Annotated in this window: 6 protein-coding genes; 4 read left to right on the forward strand and 2 right to left on the reverse strand. The window is 72.4% G+C overall.

Annotated features, from left to right (window positions below):
• Positions 1–2: 2 nt before the first annotated feature.
• Together C1I95_RS31080 and C1I95_RS31085 are read right to left on the reverse strand one after the other, a co-directional pair.
• Positions 3–566: a YbjQ family protein gene (locus C1I95_RS31080; RefSeq protein ID WP_111219295.1), complete on the reverse strand. Its 564-nt coding sequence runs from the start codon at positions 564–566 to the stop codon at positions 3–5.
• A 28-nt stretch (positions 567–594) separates the two neighbouring features.
• Positions 595–1275, reverse strand: a complete 681-nt coding sequence (locus C1I95_RS31085) for a S1 family peptidase (RefSeq protein WP_111219297.1) — start codon at positions 1273–1275, stop codon at positions 595–597.
• 399 nt (positions 1276–1674) lie between these two features.
• Here C1I95_RS31085 and purS point away from each other — a divergent pair, with 399 nt between their 5' ends.
• The 4 genes from purS to C1I95_RS31105 all read left to right on the forward strand — a co-directional run.
• Positions 1675–1938 carry a phosphoribosylformylglycinamidine synthase subunit PurS gene (gene purS / locus C1I95_RS31090; RefSeq protein WP_092381490.1) on the forward strand — a complete coding sequence of 88 codons (264 nt, stop codon included), beginning with the start codon at positions 1675–1677 and terminating at the stop codon, positions 1936–1938.
• Positions 1935–2618 carry a phosphoribosylformylglycinamidine synthase subunit PurQ gene (gene purQ, locus C1I95_RS31095; RefSeq protein WP_111219299.1) on the forward strand — a complete coding sequence of 228 codons (684 nt, stop codon included), beginning with the start codon at positions 1935–1937 and terminating at the stop codon, positions 2616–2618. The genes purS and purQ overlap by 4 nt, the downstream gene beginning before the upstream one ends.
• 67 nt (positions 2619–2685) lie before the next feature.
• Positions 2686–5469, forward strand: coding sequence for a phosphoribosylformylglycinamidine synthase subunit PurL (gene purL, locus C1I95_RS31100; RefSeq protein ID WP_111219301.1), 2784 nt, complete (start codon positions 2686–2688; stop codon positions 5467–5469).
• Between the two features lie 4 nt (positions 5470–5473).
• Positions 5474–6222, forward strand: a 749-nt coding sequence (locus C1I95_RS31105; RefSeq protein WP_111219303.1) for a 2-phosphosulfolactate phosphatase, incomplete at its 3' end; no start/stop codon positions are given.

Raw genomic sequence — 6222 nt, forward strand, 5'->3', positions numbered from 1 at the left:
GGTTAGGCGTCGCGGGTGGGGGTTTCGGCGGCGGTGGAGAGGTTGGGGGCGCTCGCCGGCTCGGCGATGCCGCCCAGTTCCTCGGCGAAGGCTGGGTCGTGGGCTGTCTCGGCGGCGACCAGGGGCTGGTCGGGAGGCATGACGTCGGGCACCTTGGGCACCACGATCACGGCGGTGCCGTAGGCGCAGATCTCCATCCACATCTCGCCGCAGTCGCGGCTGTCGAACCGCATCCCCACCACGGCGTTCGCGCCGAGTCGCCGGGCCTCCTCGCCGAGCCGGGCCACCGAGTCGGTACGCCACCGGGTGAGGTTGTCCGGCGCCATCGGGTCGTACGCGCCACCACGGAGGTTCTTCACGCCCTCGCGGTACGGGTTGCGGGTCCTGGCCATGGAGGAGACCACTTCGCCGAGGATCTGGCGGATCTCGTAGCCGGGAAGTTGATCCGTCGTCACGACCAGCACGTTTCCGATGCTGGCAGGTGCCACCGCCCCCCATTGCGAGCATTGTTCACCTGATCGGATGCTGAAAAACGGCGCGGCGCGGACGGCGGGCGCGTAGCCCACCCATCCGCGCCGCCCCGGGCGCTAACCGTCAGACACCGGCCACCGAGGTGATCCAGGCCCGGTTGAACGCGACACTGCCGTAGTTCTGGATGTTCACACCGTCGGCGGTGGAGGCCACCCCGACCTGCAGGCCGTTGTAGAACTGCGGGCCGCCCGAGTCGCCCCGCCAGGCGTTGCCGTTGATCCGCGAGCTCCGGATCGCCTGCCCGCCGTACGCGTCGCTGGCGCTGTTGCTGGTCACCTGGACCGACGCGGTCTTGAGCTGGCTCGACGCCGAGCAGCCGCTGTAGCAGGTCATGCCCCAGCCGTAGATCGAGTTGGTCGAGCCGACCGGCGGGTTGCTGCTGGCCAGGCTGACGTAGCTGGTGCTCACCGAGCTGGAAAGCCGCATCAGGGCCAGGTCGTAGCGGCTGTAGGTGGCGCTCACGGTGCGGGTGACGCCGCCGGAGGCGTAGTAGACGCTGCCCACCCGGACGGACATCGTGCCGCCGAGGCAGTGCCGGGCGGTGAGCACCCACTGCGGCGCGATGATCGTGCCGGAGCAGGTGAACGAGCCGTTGCTGAAGACCGCAGCGGCCCACGGCGCGGAGGAGACGGTGCCGCCGCCGATGATGTACGGGCTGACGGGCGCGGCGACGGCGCCCGAGCTGGCGCCGAGCACGCCGGCCAGGGCTGTGGCGAGGACCGCGATCAGGGATCGGATGCGCACGGTGGGGCTCCTTCGGGGTTCGGGGACCCGGGTTAACCGGGTCGACCTGCGGCGGCGGGCGGGGGTGGTCCGCCACCGCGACACCGATAAATCGACGTCTGACGATGTACCGTAGGGCCCGGTGAGGTGTTTCACAAGAGGTTCATTGAAACGAGGCGATGTAACAGTCGGATTTCCCTGGGGCGGGTGTGGCGGCCGACCCGCCAACGAATCCGGCAACAAACCCGCATCGGGATCGCAACGAACCCGTATCGGTCCCGAAGGGTCCGTACGGGTAAGGTCAACAACTGCCCTGACGGCGTCCGACCGGTGCGTCTGGCGCGGTATCTGCCAGGTAGGCTGGCTGCGCTCGCCCGTTGTGGGTCGGCACCCAACTGCGTACACAGTCAGGAGTGCCCAGTGCCTCGCGTCGTCGTCGACGTCATGCTCAAGCCCGAGATCCTCGATCCTCAGGGCCAGGCCGTCGCAAACGCGCTGCCCCGGCTCGGCGTCAACGACGTCGCCTCGGTACGGATCGGCAGGCGGATCGAGATCGACTTCACCGGTGAACCGGACCTGGACCGGGCCCGGGAGATCGCCGACAAGTTGCTCGCCAACCCGGTCATCGAGGACTTCACCGTCCGCCTGGTCGAGGCCGACGAGCCCGCGGACGCTCGCTCGTGACCGCGCGGGTCGGTGTGGTGACGTTCCCCGGCTCGCTCGACGACGGGGACGCTGCCCGGGCCGTCCGGATCGCCGGCGCAGAGCCGGTCCGCCTCTGGCACGGCGACCCGGAGTTGCACGGGGTGGACGCCGTCGTCCTGCCCGGCGGCTTCTCCTACGGTGACTACCTGCGCTGCGGCGCCATCGCCCGGTTCGCCCCGGTGATGGAGAAGATCGTCGACGCGGCCGCCGGAGGGCTGCCCGTGCTCGGCATCTGCAACGGCTTCCAGATCCTCTGCGAGGCCCACCTGCTGCCCGGCGCGCTCACCCGCAACCAGCACCTGCACTTCCGCAACCGCGACCAGATCCTGCGCATCGAGGCCACCGGCACCGCCTGGACGAACACCTTCCAGTCGGGCCAGGAGGTGCTGATCCCGGTCAAGAACGGCGAGGGTTGCTACGTCGCCGACACCGCGACGCTGGACGCACTCGAAGCCGAGGGCCGGGTCGTCGCCCGGTACGTCGGCGGCAACCCCAACGGGTCGCAGCGGGACATCGCCGCCATCACCAACCCCGCCGGCAACGTGGTCGGCATCATGCCGCATCCCGAGCACGCGGTGGAGGCGCTCACCGGCCCCTCCCTCGACGGCCTCGGCTTCTTCACCTCGGTGCTGAAGCACCTGGTGGGGACGCCGGCGTGACCGTCCGCAGCGGGATCATCGGTCGGCTCACCCGCCCGACAGGCGGCGAGCGCAACGAGGAGAGGTCATGACCACGCATCCGGACCCGGTACGGGAGACCCCGGAGGCATTCCCGGCCGCGCCGGCGCAGGCCCGGCACGCCGCCACCCAGCAGCCCAGCGACTGGGCCGACGGGGTGGACACCGTGCCGCGCGCCGGTGGCACCCCGGAGGAACTCCAGCCGTACGCCGAGCTGGGGCTCCGGGACGACGAGTACGACCGCATCCGGCACATCCTGGGTCGCCGGCCGACCCAGTCCGAGCTGGCGATGTACTCGATCATGTGGAGCGAGCACTGCTCCTACAAGTCCAGCAAGGTGCACCTGCGGCAGTTCGGCGAGAAGGCTCCGCCGAGCGACCGGCTGCTGGCCGGCATCGGTGAAAACGCCGGTGTGGTGCAGGTCTCCGACGAACTGGCGGTGACCTTCAAGGTCGAGTCGCACAACCACCCGAGCTTCGTCGAGCCGTACCAGGGTGCGGCGACCGGCGTGGGCGGCATCGTCCGCGACATCCTCGCCATGGGCGCCCGCCCGGTGGCCGTGATGGACCCGCTGCGCTTCGGCGCCGCCGACCACCCCGACACCGCCCGGGTGCTGCCCGGCGTGGTCGCCGGCGTCGGCGGCTACGGCAACTGCCTCGGCCTGCCCAACATCGGCGGCGAGGTGGTCTTCGACCCCTGCTACCAGGGCAACCCCCTGGTCAACGCGCTCTGCCTCGGTGTCCTGCCGGTGAGCCGCCTGCAGAACAAGGCCGCCGTCGGGCCCGGCAACGTGGTCGTGCTGATGGGCGCCAAGACCGGCCGGGACGGCATCGGCGGCGTCTCGGTGCTGGCCAGCGCCACCTTCACCGAGGGCAGCGAGCAGCGCCGCCCGTCGGTGCAGGTCGGCGACCCGTTCATCGAGAAACTGCTGATCGAGGCGTGCCTGGAGCTGTACGACGCCCAGCTCGTCGCCGGCATCCAGGACCTCGGCGGTGCCGGGCTCACCTGCGCGCTCACCGAGACCGCCGCGGCGGCCGGCACCGGCATGCGGGTCTGGCTGGAGCGGGTGCCGCTGCGCGAGCCGTCGATGGAGCCGCACGAGATCCTGGCCAGCGAGTCGCAGGAGCGAATGCTCCTGGTCGTCGAGCCGGCCAAGCTCGAAACGGTCCTCAAGACCTGCGAGAAGTGGGGGGTGCTGGCCACCGCGATCGGCGAGGTCACCGCCCCGGAGCCGGACGGCCAGCCGGGCCGGCTGCTGATCACCTGGCGGGACCACCTGGTGGTGGACGTACCGCCGGGCTCGCTGGTGGACGACGGGCCGGTCTACGCCCGCCCGATGCGCGAACCGGCCGACCTGATCCTGCTCCAGGCCGACCGGGCCGAGACGCTGCCCCGGCCGGCCGACCCGGACGCGCTGCGCGCGACCGTGCTGCGCATGATCGCGTCGCCCAACCTGTGCGACAAGACCTGGGTCACCGAGCAGTACGACCGCTATGTGCTGGGCAACACCGTGCTCGCCCAGCCGGAGGATTCGGGCGTCATCCGGATCGACGAGCGGACCGGCCTGGGCGTGGCGCTGTCGGTGGACGGCAACGGCCGGTACGCCCGGCTCGACCCGTACCACGGAGCCAAGCTGGCGCTGGCCGAGGCGTACCGGAACGTGGCCGTGACCGGGGCGACGCCGATCGCGGTCACCGACTGCCTGAACTTCGGCTCGCCGGAGGACCCGGGCGTGATGTGGCAGTTCGCCGAGGCCGTGCGCGGCCTGGCTGACGGCTGCGCCGAGCTGGGCATCCCGGTGACCGGCGGCAATGTCAGCTTCTACAACCAGACCGGGGCGGCGGCGATCCACCCGACGCCGGTGGTCGGCGTGCTCGGCGTGTTGGAGAACGTGGCCGACCGGGTCGCGACCGGCTTCGTCGCGCGCCCCAACAACGACCACGACCAGCTCTTCCTGCTCGGCGAGACGCACGTGGAGCTGTCCGGCTCGGAGTGGGCCTGGGTGACCCACGAGCACCTCGGCGGCGTGCCGCCGCAGGTCGACCTGGCGCGCGAGAAGCAGCTCGCCGGGCTGCTGGCCGACGCCGCCCGGGTGGGGCACCTCAGCTCCACGCACGACCTCTCCGACGGCGGGCTCGCGCAGAGTCTGGTGGAGTCCTGCCTGCGGTACGGCGTCGGCGCGCGGATCGCGGTGCCGGAACGCTTCGAGGGCGGCTCGATGCCGTTCGTCTTCCTGTTCAGCGAGTCCGCCGGTCGCGTACTGGCCTCGGTGCCGCGCGGCCACGAGAAGGCGTTCACCGCGCTGTGCGCCGAGCACGGCGTGCCGTGGGAGCTGATCGGGGTCACCGACCCGGCCGGGGGCGCGTTGGAGGTGCACGGCCAGTTCCGGATCGGGCTGGACGAGCTGCGGGAGGCGCACACGGGCACGCTGCCGAGCCTGTTCGGCGGGGTGCAGCCGTTCGAGGTGACCGCCCCGGACGCCGTCGAGGCGCCCGCCGGCGAGCCGGTGGACGTTGCCGAGGCGACCACTGCGGCCGGCGAACCAGCCGGCTCGGCGGCCGAGGAGGTTGCGCCCGCTGTCGCCACCGGGTCCGTCGAGGTTCTGCCGGCGGATGACGCGCCCGGCGAGGCCAGCACCGAGCAGGCTGCGGAGGCAGCCACGCCCGAGGCCGACGCGGTTGACCGGCCCGCCGAGCGGGCCACGCCGCCGGTCCGCCCGACCCGCGCCGGGGACGCCCCGGCGGGTCAGGCCGATCCGGCCGAAGAGCAGAGCGGGGCCGACGCCCCGCAGCCCGGTGCCACCGAGCAGCCGCCCGCGTCCGACGAGCGCTGAGGCGTTGGCCGCGGCCGTTCACGCCCAACCCGGATCCGGGGCCCGGTTCGACTGGGGCCTCGCGGGGGCGGCCGAGTTCGGCCGGGTCTGCGCGGTACTGGTGGTGGTGGACGTGCTTTCGTTCACCACCACCGTCGAGGTGGCGGTCGGGCGGGGGATGCGTGTCCACCCGTTCCCCTGGGGCGAGCAGGCCGCCGACTACGCGCGGCGGGTCGGCGCGGTCGCCGCGACCGGCCGCCGGCAGGTGACCTCGGAACATCCGTGGTCGCTGTCGCCGGCCGCGCTGAGCCGGGCGCCGGTCGTGCACGACCTGGTGCTGCCGTCGCCGAACGGCTCGGCCATCAGCGCCGCCGCCAGCGCCACCGGGCTACCGGTGGTCGCGGCCAACCTGCGTAACGCCCGCGCCGTCGGGCGCTGGCTGCTACGGCAGGGGTACGGCTCGACCGCCGCCCCGATCGGCGTGGTTGCCGCCGGCGAGCAGTGGCCGGACGGCTCGTTGCGCCCGTCGGTGGAGGACCAGCTCGGGGCGGCCACGGTGCTGGACGCCCTCTCCGGGGCACCCGGTGGCCTGTCGGTGGAGGCGGCCGTGGCACTCGCCGCGCTGGCCAGCACCCCGGACCTGCCGGCGGCGGTGCGGGGCTGCGTCTCCGGCCGCGAGCTGATCGAGAACGGCTTCGCCGAAGACGTCGAGATCGCCATACGCCTCAACACCTCCGACGTAGTCCCCCTACTCCGCCAAGGCATCTTCACCCC

It is taken from the genome of Micromonospora craterilacus (genome assembly GCF_003236315.1).
Taxonomy (GTDB): Bacteria; Actinomycetota; Actinomycetes; order Mycobacteriales; family Micromonosporaceae; genus Micromonospora; species Micromonospora craterilacus.

What these genes read in the sequence shown, in the direction of transcription:
- purL (WP_111219301.1), top strand. Translation starts at nt 2,686, where the DNA reads ATGACCACGCATCCGGACCCGGTACGGGAGACCCCGGAGGCATTCCCG.